This window comes from Pseudomonas sp. Irchel 3H9 (assembly GCF_900187495.1).
Taxonomy (GTDB): domain Bacteria; phylum Pseudomonadota; class Gammaproteobacteria; order Pseudomonadales; family Pseudomonadaceae; genus Aquipseudomonas; species Aquipseudomonas sivasensis.
The window spans coordinates 340104-357028 of sequence record NZ_FYDK01000002.1; the positions used below are offsets into that span (position 1 = coordinate 340104).

Genomic DNA, 16925 nt, shown 5'->3' on the forward strand with positions numbered 1-16925 from the left:
GTCTCCAAAAAATAGGTTATTGGTTGAGGGCCTGTGCGGTATCCAGGTCGGTGATCAGGATGTCCAGGTAGCCGCCCTTGAGCGCGCCGCGTATCGCCTGGACCTTGTTGAGCCCGCCGGCCAGGCCGAGCACGCGGTGGATTGAGCGCAGCTTGGGCAGTGCCACCGACACCACGAATTCTTCATCTTCTTCCAGCACCGGCTTGCCCTGGGCATCGAAGTAGCGCAGGCAGATATCGCCTACCGCACCGCGCTCGGCCAGCAGGCGCAGCATGTCTTCGGTGTAGTAGTTGCCGCTGTTGCGCAGCAATTGCGAGGGCTCCAGGTCGCCGATGCCGACGATCGCCAGGGTGATGCTGTCAAAGCGTTGCAGCACTTCCTTGACCTCTTCCATCTGCACGATGCGCTGCTTGCTCTGCACCGATTGCTCAATGCTTTGGGACGGCAGCAAATACGCCGGGCAGTTGAGCAGGGTGGCCAGGCGTTGGGTCAGCAAGGTGGCTTCGAACGCGCCTTTATTGCCGACGCCACCGAGCAGTTGCACCACTTCTTCGGCGCCTTGCTTGCCCGACTGCGCATGCAGGTGGCCGACCATGGCGCGAATGGTGCTGCTCCACGATGAAATGCCGATATGGTCCTGGGGCGACAGGCTGGTTTCCAGGTAGTGCGCAGCGGCCGAGCCGATGGCTTGCTTGATGCTTTCGTCATTGCCGGGCTCGGTGGCTTCCACCACGATCACCCGGCGCACGCCGTAGCGACGTTGCAATTGGGTTTCCAGTTCCAGGTGCAGGCCTTGCAGGCGCATCACGCTGATCTTCACTACGCCTTCCTGCAGCGCCCGGCGCAGGGCGCGGCTGATAAAGGACTGGGACAAGTCCAGCTGCGTGGAGATTTCGGACTGCTTGAGCCCTTCTTCGTAATAGAGGCTCGCGATCTTGGTGATCAGGCGCTGTTCTTCGATCTGGCTCATGAAAGCCTCAGTTATTGACACAATGGCCGTGAGGATACCAAACCCTTACGACATGATCAGGCCGCCGTCGATATTGATCGCCTGGCCGGTCAGGTACGCCGCGTCGTCGGAGGCCAGGAACGCCACCAGACCCGCCACATCCGAGGGCTTGCCGGCCCGGCGCAGGGGGATGTTCTTGACCCATTCGGCCATCAATTCACCCTTGCCGTAACGTTTTTCGTCGGTGCTGAGGATCTCGCCCCACACGCGGTCGTTGTAGTCCCACATCTCGCTTTCGATGATGCCGGGGCAGAATGCGTTGACGGTGATGTTATGCGGCGCCAGCTCCAGGGACAGGCTTTGGGTGATGCCGATCACGCCCATTTTGCTGGCGGCGTAGTGCGGTGTGTAGATAAAGCCTTGGCGGCCTTGCCCGGACGAGGTGTTGATCAACCGCCCACTGCCTTGCTTGACCATGTACTTGGCCGCTTCCCTGCACCCCAGCCACACGCCGGTGGTGTTGACCTGTAGCACCTTGTCGAAATCAGCGCGGGGCATTTTGTCGTAGTGGTCGATGGTGATGATGCCGGCGTTCTGCACCGACACGTCGATGCTGCCGAAGCGGGCGTGGCCTTCGCGGTAGAGCTTCTCGATATCGCTTTCGTTGGTGACGTCGATGCCGAGGGCGAGGGCGCTCACGCCGTATTCCTGGGCCAGTTGGTCGGCGGTGAAGGTCACGCGCTCCAGGTCATTGGAGGCCAGCACCAGGTTGGCGCCTTCCTGGGCGAAGCGCTCGGCTATGCCGGCACCAATGCCACGGCAGGCGCCGGTGATCACTACGGTTTTACCGCTGAAACGTTGCGACATCACAAGACTCCTTACCAGCACACAAAGCCGCCATCGACCAACAGGTCGACACCGGTGCAGAAAGATGACGCCTGGCTGACCAGGAAAATCGCCGGGCCGACCATTTCTTCCACGCTGGCCATACGGCCCATGGGCGTGGTCTGTTCAAAGATCTTCACCTGGTCGGCGACTTCCGGGCGCGAGTTCATCGGCGTGGCGGTGTAGCCGGGGCTGATGCAGTTGACGCGCAGGCCCTTGTCGGCCCATTCCATCGCCAGGCTTTTGCTCAGATGAATCACCCCAGCCTTGGAGGTGTTGTAGTGCGCCTGCAACAGGCCACGGTTGACGATGCTGCCGGACATGGAGGCGATGTTGACGATGGCACCTTTGCCACGCGGCAACATCACGGCGGCCTGGGCCTGGCAGCTGAGGAAGATGCCGGTGAGGTTGATGTCCAGTGTGGTTTGCCAGCGTTGCAGTTCCAGGTCTTCGGCGGCCTGGGCGTTGGCGATGCCGGCGCAGTTGACCGCCACGCTGAGTGGGCCGAGTTCTTGTTCGGTTTGCGCGACGGCTGCATCCAGGGCGGCGCGCTCGGTGACGGTGCCGCTAAGGGCCAGGGCTCGCCGGCCCAGAGCCTGGATGCGCTCGACCGTGCTGGCAATGCCGGGGCTGCCCGGAAGATCAAAGCAGGCAACATCTGCGCCGGCTTCGGCCAGCCCGACAGCGATGGCTTGGCCGATGCCGCTGCCGGCGCCGGTGACAAAGGCCACTTGGCCCTGAAGACTGAAAAGCTGCATGGATAACTCCGTTATTTGAAATCACAGTGGACCCGTGTGGGAGGGGCGGTGCGACGACTCGACTTGCTCCCGATAGCAGTGGTTCAGTGACAGATGCATCTACTGACACTCCCTCATCGGGGGCAAGCCCCCTCCCACATTTGATCGCCATTGTTTGTGAGGACCGGGTTCCTAGGCGGTGGCCATTTCCATCACCGACACCGGTGTGGCCTCGCCACGCTCCAGAATCCCCATCTGCCGGCCTCGGCTCATCACCATCACCCGATGGGACAAGCCCAGCACTTCATCCAGGTCGGAACTGACCACAATCACCGCCATGCCCTTGGCCGCCAAGTCCGCGATCACTTCATAAATCGCCGCCCGCGCGCCCACGTCGATGCCGCGTGTTGGCTCATCCAGAATGAACACCTTGGGGTTGCGCGCCAGCCACTTGGCGATGATCACCTTCTGCTGGTTGCCGCCGGACAAACTGGAAATCCGCGACTGCGGCGAACCTTTCACGCCGAGCCGCGCCACCGCCGTTCGGGCGAATTCACGCAGCGGGGCAGGGAGCACCCAACCGCGTTTGTCCAGCAGGTCGGTGTTGCCGTAGACCAGGTTGTCTTCGATGCGATGTTCCACGACTACGCCTTGCTGTTTGCGGTCTTCAGGTACCAGCACTACACCGGCCTGAATCGCTTCAAACGGGCTGCGCAGCTGGCGCACTTCACCGTCCAGCACCATCTGGCCCTTGATGTCCTGGGCCGCACCGGCAATGGTGCGCACCAGCTCCGTACGCCCGGCGCCTACCACGCCGGCAATGCCGAACACTTCGCCGGCGCGCACGCTGAAGTCGATGCCATGCAAGGCGAATTCGCGGCAGGTCAAATCCTTGACCTGCAACATCACCTGCTCCTGCGGCGCCTGCAGCGCGGGGAAAATCCGCTCCAGGCTGCGCCCGACCATCTGCTCCACCAGCTCGCGCACCGGCACTTGCGCGGTGGCATGCAGGGCGATCTGACGACCGTCGCGCAGCACCAGCACGCGGTCGGCGATGCGCGCGATTTCTTCCAGGCGATGGCTGATGTAGATAAACGACACGCCTTCTGCTTTCAGCCGTTCCACCTGCTTGAACAGCAACTCGGTTTCTTCAGCGCCCAGCGCAGCGGTGGGTTCATCGAGAATCAGCAAGCTGGCCTTCAAGGTCAGCGCCTTGGCGATTTCCACCAATTGCTGCGCCGCCACACTCAGGCCTTCGACCTTGCGCGACGCCGGCACGTTGAGCCCCAGGCGTTCCAGTTGGATCTGCGCCTGGGCCTCGATGTAGTCGCGATCGACCCGCCCGTAACGCATGGGCAGGCGACCGACGAAGATGTTCTCGGCGATCGACAGTTGCGGCAGCAGACGGATTTCCTGGTGGATCAGGCCGATACCTGCGCCCAGTGCCGCACCCGGCGAGGCGGGTGCATACGGCGCGCCGAGCCAGGTCATGCTGCCGCCAGCTTCGGGTTGCACGAGGCCTGCGATGATCGACGACAAGGTCGACTTACCGGCACCGTTTTCACCGAGCAGGGCCAGCACTTCACCGCGGCGAATATCCACATTGACCTGGGACAACACCTGCACCGGGCCGTAGGCCTTGCTGATATTGCGCAGGCACAGCACCGCATCGGCGCTGCTATCCAGAGCTGCTGCTTGCATGACGACCTCCAAGGCTTACGGGTGCTGTTGCAGGAACGGCGCGACGTTTTCTTTGGTGGTCAGCACGGTGGGCAGCAGTTGCTCCTTGGGCACGGCCTTGCCGGCTTTGAGATCAATCGCCGAGGCCACGGCCAGGCGCCCCATTTTCTGGGTCTGCTGAGTCATGGTGGCATTGAGCACGCCGCTTTCGACGGCCTTGAGCCCGGCGACGTCGCCGTCAAAACCGACGACCACGACCTTGTGATCCAGGTTGCCGACCTTCACCGCTTGGGCAGCGCCCAGGGCCATCGCATCGGCGCGGCCAAAGAATACGGTGATATTCGGATCACGCTGGAGCAGGTCCTGGGCCACGGCGAAGCCTTTGTCCTGAGCCCATTCGGCGGGTTGCTGGGCCACGACCTTGAGGTCCGGGAAGGCTTTCAGTCCCTCCTCGAAACCCTTGGCGCGATCATTCTCCGGCGTGGTGCCGAGTTGGCCTTGCAGGATCGCAATGCGGCCTTTGCCGTCGGTGATCTTGCCCACGTACTCGGCCAGGGTCTTGGCGCCGGCCACGCTGTCGCTGGCGATAAAGGTGTCGCCTGGTGCGTCGGGGGCGTTGCGGTCCACGGCGATCACCGGGATACCGGCGGCCTTGGCGGCTTTGACGGGCACACCGGCGGCGGTAGCACCGGCGGGGATGTAGATCAGCACGTCGATCTGGCGGGTGATCAGGTCTTCAATCTGGCTGACCTGGGTCGAGGAGTTGCCTTGGGCGTCCACGGTGATCACCTTGATCCCCTTGGCCTTGCCCTCGGCTTCCACCGATTGCTTGATCTGGTTGAAGAAGTCGGCCTGCAGGTTGGCCACGGCCAGGCCGATGGTCAGGTCCTTGGCCCAGGTGGTGCCGGCAGCGGTAAGGGTCGCGGCCGCCAGAGCAGTGGCGATAAGCAGTTTCTTGGGGCTGAACATGTCGGTGACTCCTGGTTTTATTGTTGGAGGGTGTCAACTGTCGAACAGGTTTAACGGGCAGTACTGGAACGGCGTCGCAGGGTGTCGATGGTCACGGCGAGGGCGATGACCACGCCGATCACCACTTGTTGAATAAACGGGGAAACGCCCAGCAGGTTGAGGCCATTGCGCAACACGCCAATGATCAGCACGCCCACCAGGGTGCCGCCGATGCTGCCGACGCCGCCGCTGAGGCTGGCCCCGCCAATCACCACGGCGGCAATAGCGTCCAGTTCCAGGCTGAGGCCGGCACTGGGTTGGGAAGAGTCGAGGCGCGCCGCCAGGGTCACGGCGGCGATGCCGGCCAGCGCGCCGCTGATGGCGTACACCCACAAGGTAATCGCACGCACCTTGATGCCGGACAGGCGCGCCACTTCAGGGCTGCCGCCCATGGCGTAGAGGTTGCGGCCGCCGGCACGAAAGCGCAGGAACACCCACGCCACCAGCAGCATCACCAGAAACAGCCCGACGGTTGCCGAGAGAAAGCCGAAGTGCCGCACCGTGGCCAGGCTGGTGAACCACTCCGGGTAGCCGACGATCTGCCGGCCTTCGGTGAGGATATTCGCCAAGCCACGGGCCACCGACATCATGGTCAGCGTGGCAATAAAGGGCGGCAGCTTGGCGTAGGTGATCAACGCGCCGGACACCAGCCCGGCGAGCATCCCGGTGGCAATCGAGATCGGAATCGCGAAGCCCAGCGGCACTGCCTGATCCTGGTAGAGCCAGCCGAGCATCATCATCGCGAAGGCCAGCACCGAGCCTACCGACAGGTCGATGCCGCCGATGACGATCACCGCCGTCATGCCGATCGCCAGGATGCCCAGCACCGTGACCTGATCGAGGATGTTCAGGCCATTGCGCAACGAGAAGAAGAATTCGGAACTGAAGGAGAAGACCAGCACCAGCAACACCAGCCCGATCAACGGGCCGCCGATGTTGCTGGGCAGCAGTTTCACAATACGTGGGCGGGGTGGCGGCTTGAGTTCGGCCGGGTGCTGGACAATAGCTTTGGTGTCCACAGTGTTCTCCTGATTTATTTTTTTTGGAGTGCTTTCAGGTCGCTTGAATATTTATGCGTGCCTGACTGTTAATTCAGATTCCAGTGACACCGTGGCAAAGTCAAGCGCTTAATTTTTCAGGTATGCCTCTAAACCGGCGCTTTCACCACGGCCAAAGCCACGGGATAGACCAGCCCGTGTGGGATTTTGCCCGTTTGTCCGAGGGATGTTTCTTCTATTTATTTCGTTTTTCCGTGGATCGCTCACTTGACCGCGCGGACGATCAGCGTCTAAATAGAAATATATTGTCACTGCTGAATAAATATTCAAACACAGCTTTGGACACTTTCACCTCACGTGGTCAGCCCCACAGGAGCCGCTGCATGAATGCCTTCCAGTACGACGCCCACCAGATCAAGGAACAGGCCCGCCTGATCCGCCGCCATGTGATCCACCTCAACGCCGATTCACCGGCGGGCGGTCACACCGGAGCGGACCTGTCGGAAACCGACATCCTCGCCACTCTGTACTTCCGCATCCTCAATACCGGCCCGGAACGCACTGAAGACCCTGATCGCGATATCTATATCCAGAGCAAGGGCCATGGCGTGGGTGGTTTGTATTGCTGCCTGGCACAGGCGGGCTATATCCCCACCGAATGGTTGCCCACTTACCAGCACTTCAATTCCCATTTGCCCGGCCATCCGGTACGCCAGAAAACCCCCGGCATCGAACTCAACACCGGCGCCCTTGGCCACGGCTTGCCAGTGGCAGTGGGGCTGGCATTGGCGGCAAAGATGTCCGGCAGCAAAAAACGCATCTACGTGCTGACCGGCGACGGCGAACTGGCCGAAGGCTCCAACTGGGAAGCCGCCATGGCGGCAGCCAAGTACGGGTTGGATAACCTGTTTGTGATCGTCGACAAAAACAAACTGCAACTGGCCGGCCTGACCGCCGAGATCATGCCGCTCGACCCACTGGACGTGAAATGGGCTGCCTTCGGCTTCACCGTCAGCGAATGCGATGGCAACGACGTGGGCCAGTTGATCGAAACCCTGGAAATCATGCAGACCCAAACCGGCGCGCCCCAGGTGCTGATCGCCCACACCATCAAAGGCAAGGGCGTGTCGTTTATCGAAGCCCGCCCTGAATGGCACCACCGTGTGCCCAAGGGCGATGAAATCAATGCAGCACTGGAGGAGTTGAACCATGGCGAGTGAACATTTGGCGAGTGTCATGGTGCAGGCCTTTATTGATGCAGTCGACGCCGGGTTGGACGTTGTGCCAGTGGTCAGCGATTCCACGTCGACGGCCAAGATCGGTCCGTTTGTGCAGCGCTTTCCAGAGCGGTTGATCAATGTCGGGATTGCCGAGCAGTCCTTGGTCAGCGTCGCGGCGGGGCTGGCGCTGGGCGGCAAGATTGCAGCCACCTGCAATGCGGCGCCGTTTCTAATCTCTCGCGCCAATGAGCAGATCAAGGTGGACGTCTGCTACAACCAGGCCAATGTGAAAATGTTCGGCCTGAACGCCGGTACCAGCTATGGCCCGTTGGCCAGCACCCACCACAGCCTTGACGATATTTCTGTGATGCGCGGCTTCGGCAATGTGCAGATTTTTGCTCCAGCGGATGCCGTCGAGTGTCGGCAGATCGTCGATTACGCGCTGCGTTACCACGGCCCGGTGTATATCCGTCTCGATGGTAAAGCCTTGCCGGACGTCCACGGCGCCGACTATCAGTTTGTGCCCGGCCAGGTAGATATCCTGCGCCAGGGCGCGGACGTTAGCATCGTGGCCCTGGGCTCGGTGGTGCATGAAGCGGTGGATGCGGCGGCCTTGCTGGCGGAGCAGGGCATCCAGGCGCAGGTGATCAACCTGTCCTCGATCCGGCCCTTGCAGCGTGATGTATTGCTCAGCGCCTTGAGCGGCACCCGCGCCGTCATCAGCGTGGAAGAACACAACGTTAATGGCGGCGTCGGCAGCCTGGTCGCTGAAGTGCTGGCTGAAGCCGGGCTGGGCATTGCCCTGATCCGCCTGGGTATCGGCGATGGCGAATACGCCGCCGCAGGCGCCCGCGAACCGACCCGCGCCTTGCATAACATTGACGCGGCTGGGATCGTGGCGGCTGCCACTCGGTTGCGGTGAAATCAATGAATAACAAGACCCCGCTGATCCTTGCGATAGATGAAGGCACCAGCAACGCCAAGGCGGTGCTGGTCAACGAACTGGGCCAGGTGATCGCGCGCGGTTCGCGGCCCTTGAGCATCAGCCATCCCCAGGCCGGGTTTTCCGAGCAGGACCCGCTGCTGATCTGGCAAAACACGTTGGCTGCGATTGAAGAGTGCCTGGCCCAGGTAGATCGACCGATCACTGCGCTCGCGATCAGCAACCAGCGTGAATCGGTGGTGGCTTGGGATAGGCATACCGGTGAGCCATTGTCGCCGTGCATCAGTTGGCAGTGCCGACGCTCTACGGCGTTGTGCACGCAACTGCATGCGCAGGGTCATGAAGCGCTGATCCTGGAAAAGACCGGGCTGGCGTTGGACCCAATGTTCTCGGCGGGCAAATTTCGCTGGATTCTCGACAACCTGGACAATGGTCACGCCCGCGCTGCTGCGGGTGATATTTGCCTGGGCACGGTCGACAGCTGGCTGTTGTGGCAACTCAGCGGCGGCCAGGTGTTCGCCACCGACTATTCCAACGCCGCACGCACCCAGTTGTTCAACCTGCACTCCTGCGCCTGGGATCCTGAGCTTTTGGCACTGTTCGGCATTCCTGCTGCGGCCTTGGCGCCGATCCAGCCGAGCGCCGGGTTCTTCGCCGAAACCGTCGCCGTGGGCGGCTTGCCCGCCGGTATCCCGGTGATGTCGATGATTGGCGACTCCCATGCCGCGCTGTACGGGCAGGGCGGTTTTGCGCCGGGTTTGGTCAAGGCCACCCTCGGCACCGGATCGTCCTTGATGACGCCCATGAGTGGCCCGATTGCGTCCACCCATGGCTTGTCCACCACATTGGCCTGGCATGACGGCAGCCAACCCACCTTCGGCATGGAGGGCAATATCGTCCATACCGGCGCTGCCGTGCAGTGGGCGTCGCGCCTGGTGGCTGGCGAATCCCTGGATGCCTTGACCGAACAGGCTGCGCAACTGCCGGATAACGGCGGCGTATATTTTGTCCCGGCGCTGTCGGGCCTCGGCGCACCGCACTGGAAGGCCGACGCCCGTGGGCTGATCTGCGGGTTGACCGAAGCCACGTCCGGCGCGCACATCCTGCGCGCCTCGCTGGAATCCATCGGCTATCAGATTCGCGATGTGTTTGAGGCGATGCAACAAGACATCGGCAGTCCTTTGAAGGAACTGTGGGTGGACGGCGGCGCCACGCGCAATCGCTGGCTGATGCAGTTCCTTGCCAACCTGCTGCAACGCCCGGTGGTGCGCAGCCTGTCGCCGGAGGTGTCGGCGCTGGGCGCAGCGCACCTGGCGGGACGGGCGTTGGGCGTGTGGGCGAGTGATACGGCGCTGGGGCAGTTGGAGCGCCAGCGCGAGCGGTTTGAGCCGCAGGATGACCCCGCAATGGCAGGGCGTTATGCAGAGTGGAAAAAGGCTTTAGCCCGAACACTCCTCTAACGGCATATGCAAACCCACTGTGGGAGGGGCGGTGCGACGATTCGACTTGCCGCCGATGAGCATAGGGATCTACATAACGTTGACTCAACACTGAACGTCCGGCAGATAGGGCTGTTGTGGCGAGCGGGCTTGTCCCGCGTTGGGCTGCGTAGCAGCCCCAAAACCAGCCTCAACAGAGTGTCTGATACACCGCATTCTTCTTGACTGGGGCTGCTTTGCAGCCCAACGCGGGACAAGCCCGCTCGCCACAGGGATATTTGTCAGCGTCTGAAAAGTTGTTTAGATACCCATGGTTATCGGGGGCAAGTCGAATCGTCGCACCGCCCCTCCCACATTTAGATCACACCAGCCTTCAAGGCCGCCAGGTCTGCACATCTTTGGCATCCACCGCCTTCGGCAACAACCCCGCCTTGAAGAACGCATCGGCGATCTTCTGCTGCTCACCCAACTGATCCACCGTCACCGGCTGCACCTGATAACTGCGGTGCGCGTTCGCCGCTTCCACCGTGGCCACGTCCAGGTTGCCCCACAGCGGGCCGAGCACTTTCGCCGCTTCTTGCGGATGGGCTTTCACCCACTTGCCGGTTTTTTCCAATTCCCCATACACCACCTTCAACACTTCTGGGTGCGCCTTGGCGTAGGGCGTGCCGGTCAGGTAATAGCGCTTGTAACTGGCGAGTCCTGCGCCATCGGCCAGGGTGCGGGTCGGCAGTTGGCGCTGCACGCTGGTGAGGAAGGGTTCCCAGGTGACCCAGGCGTCGACTTTGTTGTTTTCGAACGCCGCGCGGCCATCGGCTGGCGACAGGTAAGCCGGTTCGATATCCGAGAACGCCAGGCCAGCTTTATTCAGGGCGGCGATCAACAAATAGTGAGTGCCGGCAGCCTTGGTCACCGCGATTTTCTTGCCCTTCAAGTCCGCCAACTGTTGGATCGGCGAGTCCTTACGCACCACGATGGCCTGGGCCGAAGGCGAGGGCGCTTCCTGGGCGAAGTAGGTGAGTTTGGCCTGGGCCGCCTGGGCGAAGATCGGCACGGTGTCAGCCACGTCGGCGCTGATGTCGACGTTGCCGACGTTCAGCGCCTCCAGCAGCGGCAGGCCGCTGGGGAATTCGTGCCAGCTCACGGCGATGTTGTCAGCCTTGAGGGCTTTCTCAAGGGTGCCTTGGGTCTTGAGCAGGGTAATCAGCGTGGAGGATTTCTGGTAGCCGATGCGCACGGTTTCCTGGGCTTGCGCACCAAAGGCAACGGAAAAGGCCAGCAATCCTAATACAGCGGCGAGGGGACGACGAAGGGACATGGTGGGCTCGATCTTCAACGAAATAGCCCTGAGCTTAATGATCTAAAAACCATTCGATAAATACTCTTTCGATCTGAGCTTAGGATGCTTTCAGCCGCTTCCTGGCCGCTGGAACAGCTGAGGCATGGGCGGGTGCGCGGCTTCGATCATCAAGCAATACACCTCCGTTTCGCTGCCCCCGCGCCCCGAATGGGGTCGGTGGTGTGGCTCAGTCCACGCAGATCGCCCGGCCCAGCTTGCCTTTCTCTACCGTCGCCGAGCAGCCGAAGTGGCCGTTATCTACCTGGCACGCGCCGGTCACCGGGCCGTTGCCGGACTGGGTGGTGACACTGGTCTGGCACTCGCCTTCACACTGACTGGAGTCGGTGCACGCCTTGCCTGCGTCCTTATATGGCGTGATGCACTTCCAGCTTTGCAGCTTGCCGACTTGCTTCATGGTGCCGCCGCCCGCCAGGCAGGTGGACGCTGCAGCGTCCTGAGCGGGCGGGGTCGTGGTGCATGCCGATACCAGCAGTAAAGCGGCCAGGCCAATCATTAATTTCATGCAAAGTCCTCGTGAAGTGAGCGCAGCGGTGCAGTGTACGGGCATATGGACTACTTTGATTGACGAGCGATCCCCACCCGGTAATGACTCATGCACACGTTATGGAAGCGGTATGTGGCCCTGCTGGAAAATGACCTGAGCACTCAGATCTTCGACAATGTTAAAAACCTGCTGGTGTGCGCGCTGCTGTTCGCGGCGGGCACCAATACGCTGCTCGGGCAACGTGAACTCTTTATTGGCATGTTCGCGTCAAACGTGGCGGGCTGGGGGCTGATCATCCTGTCCACGGTGTTGATGCTGTTGAACGTCAGCGACGGCATTCGCCGGCTGGCCAAGCTGCGTTATCACTTGGCATTGCAGCTGTTGTTGATCCTGGTTTATCTGGTGGTGGCCGAGCGGGTTGTGGAGATTGTGTGGGGCTTCCGCGCCCATTGAAGTATCCTCCGCACCCCGCTTTCCACTGATTCAAAGACAGATGACAGGACAAGACATGCAGGCGCTGCTGGAGTCGATCCTCGACGAAGTGCGCCCACTGATCGGCCTCGGCAAAGTCGCCGACTACATTCCCGCGCTGGCCGATGTACCGGCCAACCAACTGGGCATCGCCGTGTATGGCAACGACGGTTCGGCCTACCGCGCCGGAGATGCCGATACGCTGTTCTCGGTGCAGAGCATTTCCAAGGTGTTCAGCCTGGTGCAGGCCATCGACCATGGCGGCGAATCCATCTGGGAACGCTTGGGCCACGAGCCGTCGGGGCAACCGTTCAACTCGTTGGTGCAACTGGAGTTCGAACGCGGTCGCCCGCGTAACCCCTTCATCAATGCCGGTGCGCTGGTGATCTGCGACATCAACCAATCACGCTTTGCGGTGCCGATCCTGTCGATGCGCGACTTCGTGCGGCGCCTGTCGGGCAACCCGCAGATCCTGGTCAACAGCGTCGTCGCCGACTCCGAAGCCCAGCACGGCGCACGCAATGCGGCCATGGCCTACCTGATGAAATCCTTCGGCAACTTCCACAACGACGTGGATGCGGTGCTGCATAGCTACTTCAACTACTGCGCCTTGCAGATGAGCTGCCTGGACTTGGCCAAGGCGTTCAGCTTCCTCGCCAACGAGGGCACGAGTGCCCACAGCGGCGAACAGATCCTCACCGCGCGCCAGACCAAGCAAGTCAACTCGATCATGGCCACCAGCGGGCTGTATGACGAGGCGGGGAATTTTGCTTATCGCGTGGGCTTGCCGGGCAAGAGCGGGGTCGGCGGCGGCATTGTCGCGGTGGTGCCGGGGCAATTTACCGTGTGCGTGTGGTCGCCGGAGTTGAACGCGGCGGGGAACTCACTGGCGGGGATCAAGGCGTTGGAGTTGTTGAGTGAGCGGATTGGGTGGTCGGTGTTTTGATGGCTGGCTCTGCAGATCCTTGCAGCGCACCATTCAACTAGACAGATTGATGGCCTTTTGATAGCTTTTTATAAGGTTGATCAAATCGCTATATGTCAGCGATAGGATAGTGTGTCTCCGGCTATACCGGGCTCTTATCAAGGAAGAATGTATTTTGAACGTAAAGTTTTTAGGTGTGATTGTTTTAGCCTTCGCCTGTACGAACAGTTTTGCGGCGAACAATATAAAAATCTCAGAAAAGATAGGTTCGATTACGAAGAAAAAAGGTAACTCATATACACTTTCAGGTATTGGAAAAGAAGGCGAGGCCAAAAGTGTTAGTGTGGAGTTAGAGAAAGTTGACGGTGCTAGAGGTTCTAGCGTGCGCGCTATTTATACGTTCAAAGTTGATGAGTGCGGGACGCTAATGTTCATACAAGCAGCTGGCCAAAAATATGCGTTGCTTTCACTCGATGATCAGGTTTCAGCGGATGCGGAACCTGCATGTCCAATCTTTTTTGGCTCAACAGAAAGATGGTTAATCAAATAGCTTTCAAAACATATGAGCAATGATGGTCGTTCCCCTGCGCAGCACTTTGCTGCGCAGGGGAACGATCTTTATCTCAAACTGCTGGGTCGGTGATGTCTAGCACCTTGTCCACCAGCAGTTGTACGCCTTCAAGCATGCGGCAGATGCCCAGGGCCACATTGCGTTGCGCGCCGTCGATTTCAAAGGCCAGGTGAGTGGCGATGTCGGTGATGGAGGATAGATCCTGGGACGCGTTGACCAGCAGGGTTTCGGTGCCCAGGTTGGGGCGTACGGTGAAGAGTTTATCTGGGGGGTTGGGGCTGTCTTTAATCATGGTGAAGCTCCGTCGACAAGTGGAGCCGCCAGCGTTCGCGGTCAAACGAAGAGGGTGGCAGCTGTACGCGGGTTGACCGACCGGTTGTCAACGAACCCGGCATACCCGAAGGTATCCCGCGCACAACTGCCGCGACACGATACCTCAGGCACAAAAAAAACGCCTGGGATAGGTGCAGGGCGTAGCAGTTCGTTAACAAGGCCGGACGGTCAAATCCGGTCGCTGAATTGGCAGCGACGGCGGAGAGATTAGTCAGCCGCGTTCCGAGCGACAACCTGAAACAGTCGTGGGAAAACTCTGAGAGTTCGGGGCGAAGTGCTATCCCTGTGGGAGGGGGCTTGCTCCCGATAGCGATGTGTCAGTGACAAGTGTATTGACTGTCACACCGCCATCGGGAGCAAGCCCCCTCCCACATTTGGATCTTCATTAGGTTTGGGATTTATGTGAGCCCAAACAAAAAATGCGCCCCGTAGGGCGCATTTTTTTGTTCGGTCAGCTATCGCCTATCAGGCAATCGCATCCCAGGCTCGATCACCGTGCTCGTCCTTGATCCGAGTCGGCAAGCCCATCACGTCCAGCGCCTTCAGGAACGGCTCAGCCGGCAGTTCCTCGACGTTGGCCATGTGTTTCACATCCCACTCGCCACGGGCTACCAGCAGCGCTGCGGCTACCGGTGGAACGCCTGCGGTGTAGGAGATGCCCTGGCTGTCGGTTTCAACGTAGGCTTCTTCGTGATCCGCTACGTTGTAGATGAACATCTCGCGCGGCTGGCCGTCCTTGGTGCCTTTGACCAGGTCGCCGATGCAGGTCTTGCCGGTGTAGCCCGGAGCCAGCGAAGACGGGTCGGGCAGCACGGCCTTGACCACTTTCAACGGCACCACTTCCAGGCCTTCGGCGGTGGTGACCGGCTTCTCGGAGAGCAGGCCGAGGTTTTTCAGCACGGTGAACACGTTGATGTAGTGTTCGCCGAAGCTCATCCAGAAACGCACGTTGGGCACGTCGAGGTTTTTCGACAGCGAGTGCACTTCATCGTGGCCGGTGAGGTAGAGGTTCTGCGAACCCACGACCGGGAGGTCGTCGGTACGTTTGACTTCGAACATGGTGTTGCTGGTCCACTGGCTGTTCTGCCAGCTCCACACCTGCCCGGTGAATTCGCGGAAGTTGATTTCCGGATCGAAATTGGTGGCGAAGTATTTGCCATGGGAGCCGGCATTGACGTCGAGGATGTCGATCGAATCAATGCGGTCGAAATGCTGTTGCTGCGCCAGCGCGGCATACGCGTTGACGACACCCGGGTCGAAGCCCACGCCAAGTATGGCGGTGATGTTCTTCTGTTTGCACTCTTCCAGGTGGTTCCATTCGTAGTTGCCGTACCACGGCGGGGTCTCGCAGACCTTGCCCGGCTCTTCGTGGATGGCGGTGTCGAGGTACGCAACGCCCGTGTCGATGCAGGCACGCAGTACCGACATGTTGAGGAACGCGGAACCCACGTTGATGACGATCTGCGATTCAGTCTCGCGGATCAGGGCCTTGGTCGCTTCCACGTCCAGGGCGTTCAGCGCGAAGGCCTGGATGTCGGCGGGAACCTTGAGGCTACCCTTGGCCTTGACGCTGTCGATGATGGCCTGGCATTTGGAGATGTTGCGCGACGCGATAGCAATACGACCGAGTTCGTCGTTGTGCTGCGCGCACTTGTGGGCCACCACCTTGGCGACACCTCCTGCACCAATGATAAGAACGTTCTTTTTCAATTGCTTTATTTCTCCTATATCCGCCAGCTTACGAAAGGCTGGACAGGTAGTCGTCGTAACCAAATTCACGAACCACTTCGACTGTACCGTCGAGTTGTTTCACTACGATGGACGGCATTTTCAGGCCGTTGAACCAATTTTTCTTGACCATGGTGTAGCCCGCGGTGTCGATGAACGACAGCCGATCGCCGATGGCCAGCGGACGATCAAATTGATACTCGCCGAAGATGTCCCCGGCCAGGCAGGATTTGCCGCACACCATGTAGGTGTGTTCACCGTCGCTCGGCGCCAGCTTGGCGTTGAGGCGGTAGATCAGCAGGTCCAGCAGGTGGGCTTCGATGGAGCTGTCCACGACGGCGAGGTTTTTGCCGTTGTAGAGCGTGTCGAGCACGGTGACTTCCAGGGAGGCGCTGTTGGTGATCGCCGCTTCGCCGGGTTCCAGGTAGACCTGCACGTCGTACTTCTGCGAGAACGCCTTGAGGCGCTGGCAGAAGGCGTCGATGGCATAGCCTTCACCGGTGAAGTGGATGCCGCCGCCGAGGCTGACCCAGTTGACCTTGTGCAGCAGCGCGCCGAAGCGTTCTTCGATGGTGTTCAGCATCTGGTCGAACAGGTTGAAATCGCCGTTCTCGCAGTTGTTGTGGAACATGAAACCGGAGATCTGCTCGATCACGCCTTCGATCTTCACCGGGTCCCATTCGCCCAGGCGGCTGAATGGACGCGCCGGGTCAGCCAGCAGGTAGTCGGAGCTGCTCACCTGCGGGTTGACGCGCAGGCCGCGGGTCTTGCCTTCACTGCGTTCGGCAAAACGCTGCAGTTGGCTGATGGAGTTGAAGATGATCTTGTCGCAGTTATCGAGCATCTCTTCGATTTCATCGTCGGCCCAGGCCACGCTGTAGGCGTGCGCCTCGCCTTCGAACTTCTGGCGACCGAGCTTCAACTCATACAGCGACGACGAGGTGGTGCCGTCCATGTATTCCTGCATCAGGTCGAACACCGACCACGTGGCAAAGCACTTGAGCGCCAGCAGGGCCTTGGCGCCGGACTGCTCGCGCACGTAAGCAATCTTCTGCATGTTGACCAGAAGCTTCTGTTTATCGATGAGGTAGTACGGCGTTTTGATCATTTTTGAGAGCCTGCGGCGGTGCCTGCCAAAAAAGGACACGCATTGTGCCCGCACTTGGATCGAATCGAAAGGTTAGCCGGCGGATT

The 16925-nt window shown here is 60.4% G+C and carries 17 protein-coding genes; 6 read left to right on the plus strand and 11 right to left on the minus strand.

Features of this window, described 5'->3' with window-relative positions:
- Positions 1-16: 16 nt before the first annotated feature.
- From CKW32_RS07550 to CKW32_RS07575, 6 genes are all read right to left on the minus strand, one after another.
- Positions 17-970, minus strand: coding sequence for a sugar-binding transcriptional regulator (locus CKW32_RS07550; RefSeq protein ID WP_032889554.1), 954 nt, complete (start codon positions 968-970; stop codon positions 17-19).
- 45 nt (positions 971-1015) lie between these two features.
- Positions 1016-1816 carry an SDR family oxidoreductase gene (locus CKW32_RS07555; protein WP_095184473.1) on the minus strand — a complete coding sequence of 267 codons (801 nt, stop codon included), beginning with the start codon at positions 1814-1816 and terminating at the stop codon, positions 1016-1018.
- Positions 1817-1827: 11 nt separating this feature from the next.
- The gene (locus CKW32_RS07560; protein WP_256226794.1) at positions 1828-2607 is read right to left on the minus strand and encodes an SDR family oxidoreductase; all 780 of its coding nucleotides are present in this window, start codon (positions 2605-2607) and stop codon (positions 1828-1830) included.
- A 156-nt stretch (positions 2608-2763) separates the two neighbouring features.
- On the minus strand, positions 2764-4272 hold the full coding sequence (locus CKW32_RS07565; protein ID WP_032889548.1) for a sugar ABC transporter ATP-binding protein: 1509 nt from the start codon (positions 4270-4272) through the stop codon (positions 2764-2766).
- A gap of 15 nt (positions 4273-4287) precedes the next feature.
- Entirely contained in the window at positions 4288-5220 is a 933-nt protein-coding gene (locus tag CKW32_RS07570) for a sugar ABC transporter substrate-binding protein (protein WP_032889545.1), read from the minus strand.
- A gap of 50 nt (positions 5221-5270) precedes the next feature.
- The gene (locus tag CKW32_RS07575; RefSeq protein WP_095184474.1) at positions 5271-6278 is read right to left on the minus strand and encodes an ABC transporter permease; all 1008 of its coding nucleotides are present in this window, start codon (positions 6276-6278) and stop codon (positions 5271-5273) included.
- A gap of 362 nt (positions 6279-6640) precedes the next feature.
- On the opposite strand from CKW32_RS07575, the gene CKW32_RS07580 reads away from it, so the two are divergent.
- Genes CKW32_RS07580 through CKW32_RS07590 form a run of 3 tightly spaced genes read left to right on the plus strand, consistent with a single transcriptional unit; the run spans position 6641 to position 9880 of the window.
- On the plus strand, positions 6641-7477 hold the full coding sequence (locus CKW32_RS07580; protein WP_095184475.1) for a transketolase: 837 nt from the start codon (positions 6641-6643) through the stop codon (positions 7475-7477).
- Positions 7467-8399, plus strand: coding sequence for a transketolase family protein (locus CKW32_RS07585; RefSeq protein WP_095184476.1), 933 nt, complete (start codon positions 7467-7469; stop codon positions 8397-8399). Before CKW32_RS07580 ends, CKW32_RS07585 begins: the two co-directional genes overlap by 11 nt.
- Positions 8400-8404: 5 nt before the next feature.
- Positions 8405-9880 carry an FGGY family carbohydrate kinase gene (locus CKW32_RS07590; protein WP_095184477.1) on the plus strand — a complete coding sequence of 492 codons (1476 nt, stop codon included), beginning with the start codon at positions 8405-8407 and terminating at the stop codon, positions 9878-9880.
- Positions 9881-10232: 352 nt separating this feature from the next.
- On the opposite strand, the gene CKW32_RS07595 is transcribed toward CKW32_RS07590, so the two are convergent.
- Both CKW32_RS07595 and CKW32_RS07600 read right to left on the minus strand, forming a co-directional pair.
- Positions 10233-11177, minus strand: a complete 945-nt coding sequence (locus CKW32_RS07595; RefSeq protein ID WP_095184478.1) for an aliphatic sulfonate ABC transporter substrate-binding protein — start codon at positions 11175-11177, stop codon at positions 10233-10235.
- A 208-nt stretch (positions 11178-11385) separates the two neighbouring features.
- Positions 11386-11721 carry a hypothetical protein gene (locus tag CKW32_RS07600; RefSeq protein ID WP_032889532.1) on the minus strand — a complete coding sequence of 112 codons (336 nt, stop codon included), beginning with the start codon at positions 11719-11721 and terminating at the stop codon, positions 11386-11388.
- A gap of 90 nt (positions 11722-11811) precedes the next feature.
- On the opposite strand from CKW32_RS07600, the gene CKW32_RS07605 reads away from it, so the two are divergent.
- The 3 genes from CKW32_RS07605 to CKW32_RS28020 all read left to right on the plus strand — a co-directional run bounded on the left by CKW32_RS07605 (position 11812) and on the right by CKW32_RS28020 (position 13649).
- Positions 11812-12156, plus strand: coding sequence for a hypothetical protein (locus CKW32_RS07605; protein ID WP_032889529.1), 345 nt, complete (start codon positions 11812-11814; stop codon positions 12154-12156).
- A 55-nt stretch (positions 12157-12211) separates the two neighbouring features.
- Positions 12212-13120 (plus strand): glutaminase B, encoded by a 909-nt coding sequence (gene glsB, locus CKW32_RS07610; RefSeq protein ID WP_032889526.1) that lies wholly within the window; start codon positions 12212-12214, stop codon positions 13118-13120.
- 154 nt (positions 13121-13274) lie between these two features.
- The gene (locus CKW32_RS28020) at positions 13275-13649 is read left to right on the plus strand and encodes a hypothetical protein (RefSeq protein WP_143499329.1); all 375 of its coding nucleotides are present in this window, start codon (positions 13275-13277) and stop codon (positions 13647-13649) included.
- A 73-nt stretch (positions 13650-13722) separates the two neighbouring features.
- Here the strand turns inward: CKW32_RS28020 and CKW32_RS07615 are convergent, their stop codons facing one another.
- The 3 genes from CKW32_RS07615 to CKW32_RS07625 form a co-directional block, all read right to left on the minus strand.
- Positions 13723-13962 (minus strand): DUF6124 family protein, encoded by a 240-nt coding sequence (locus CKW32_RS07615; RefSeq protein WP_095184479.1) that lies wholly within the window; start codon positions 13960-13962, stop codon positions 13723-13725.
- A 506-nt stretch (positions 13963-14468) separates the two neighbouring features.
- Positions 14469-15713, minus strand: coding sequence for a saccharopine dehydrogenase family protein (locus tag CKW32_RS07620; RefSeq protein ID WP_032889518.1), 1245 nt, complete (start codon positions 15711-15713; stop codon positions 14469-14471).
- A gap of 28 nt (positions 15714-15741) precedes the next feature.
- Positions 15742-16839 carry a carboxynorspermidine decarboxylase gene (locus tag CKW32_RS07625; RefSeq protein WP_074847089.1) on the minus strand — a complete coding sequence of 366 codons (1098 nt, stop codon included), beginning with the start codon at positions 16837-16839 and terminating at the stop codon, positions 15742-15744.
- Positions 16840-16925 lie beyond the last annotated feature (86 nt).

Coding starts and splice junctions, on each gene's coding strand:
- CKW32_RS07550 (WP_032889554.1), bottom strand. CDS start 970: ATGAGCCAGATCGAAGAACAGCGCCTGATCACCAAGATCGCGAGCCTC.
- CKW32_RS07555 (WP_095184473.1), bottom strand. CDS start 1,816: ATGTCGCAACGTTTCAGCGGTAAAACCGTAGTGATCACCGGCGCCTGC.
- CKW32_RS07565 (WP_032889548.1), bottom strand. CDS start 4,272: ATGCAAGCAGCAGCTCTGGATAGCAGCGCCGATGCGGTGCTGTGCCTG.
- CKW32_RS07570 (WP_032889545.1), bottom strand. CDS start 5,220: ATGTTCAGCCCCAAGAAACTGCTTATCGCCACTGCTCTGGCGGCCGCG.
- CKW32_RS07580 (WP_095184475.1), top strand. CDS start 6,641: ATGAATGCCTTCCAGTACGACGCCCACCAGATCAAGGAACAGGCCCGC.
- CKW32_RS07585 (WP_095184476.1), top strand. CDS start 7,467: ATGGCGAGTGAACATTTGGCGAGTGTCATGGTGCAGGCCTTTATTGAT.
- CKW32_RS07590 (WP_095184477.1), top strand. CDS start 8,405: ATGAATAACAAGACCCCGCTGATCCTTGCGATAGATGAAGGCACCAGC.
- CKW32_RS07595 (WP_095184478.1), bottom strand. CDS start 11,177: ATGTCCCTTCGTCGTCCCCTCGCCGCTGTATTAGGATTGCTGGCCTTT.
- CKW32_RS07600 (WP_032889532.1), bottom strand. CDS start 11,721: ATGAAATTAATGATTGGCCTGGCCGCTTTACTGCTGGTATCGGCATGC.
- CKW32_RS07605 (WP_032889529.1), top strand. CDS start 11,812: ATGCACACGTTATGGAAGCGGTATGTGGCCCTGCTGGAAAATGACCTG.
- glsB (WP_032889526.1), top strand. CDS start 12,212: ATGCAGGCGCTGCTGGAGTCGATCCTCGACGAAGTGCGCCCACTGATC.
- CKW32_RS07615 (WP_095184479.1), bottom strand. CDS start 13,962: ATGATTAAAGACAGCCCCAACCCCCCAGATAAACTCTTCACCGTACGC.
- CKW32_RS07625 (WP_074847089.1), bottom strand. CDS start 16,839: ATGATCAAAACGCCGTACTACCTCATCGATAAACAGAAGCTTCTGGTC.